Genomic DNA, 398 nt, shown 5'->3' with positions numbered 1-398 from the left:
TCGGCCAGTCGGCAGGCGGTGTCGATGGCCAGTTGTTCTGGCAGCAGGCCCCGGTCGACGGCCTTGCGCAGCAGGGGCAGGCGGGTGTGGATCTGGGTGCCGGCGGTGACCAGGCGTGCGGCGTGCCAGCAGGTCAGGGACATGGCCGCGGCCAGGTGGTCACGGGCCCGGTCGGTCGGGTCCAGGCGGGCGAACGCCGGCCGCGGGCTCGCCCCGTCATCGTGCGCCGCCTCATCCAGACGCGCCAACGCCTCGACGAGATGATGCGCGGCCCGCAACCGGGTCGCCGCCGCGAGATTCTGCGCCAGCGTCGCCGACCGCGCCACCTCACTGAGCGCCTCGGCGCCCAGCGTGTCCAGAGCCTCCGGCACGGCGCGCAGCGCCCCGAACGCCGCCGA

Annotated in this window: 1 pseudogene; it reads right to left on the bottom strand. The window is 75.4% G+C overall.

Annotated elements, in window-relative coordinates:
• Window positions 1-398 (bottom strand): annotated as a pseudogene (locus tag CEY15_RS17975) (hypothetical protein); the annotation flags it as partial.

It is taken from the genome of Dietzia natronolimnaea (assembly GCF_002289575.1).
Taxonomy (GTDB): domain Bacteria; phylum Actinomycetota; class Actinomycetes; order Mycobacteriales; family Mycobacteriaceae; genus Dietzia; species Dietzia natronolimnaea_A.
The sequence above is the reverse complement of the archived record's forward strand: the minus strand, read 5'-3'. Positions and strand labels throughout refer to the sequence as shown.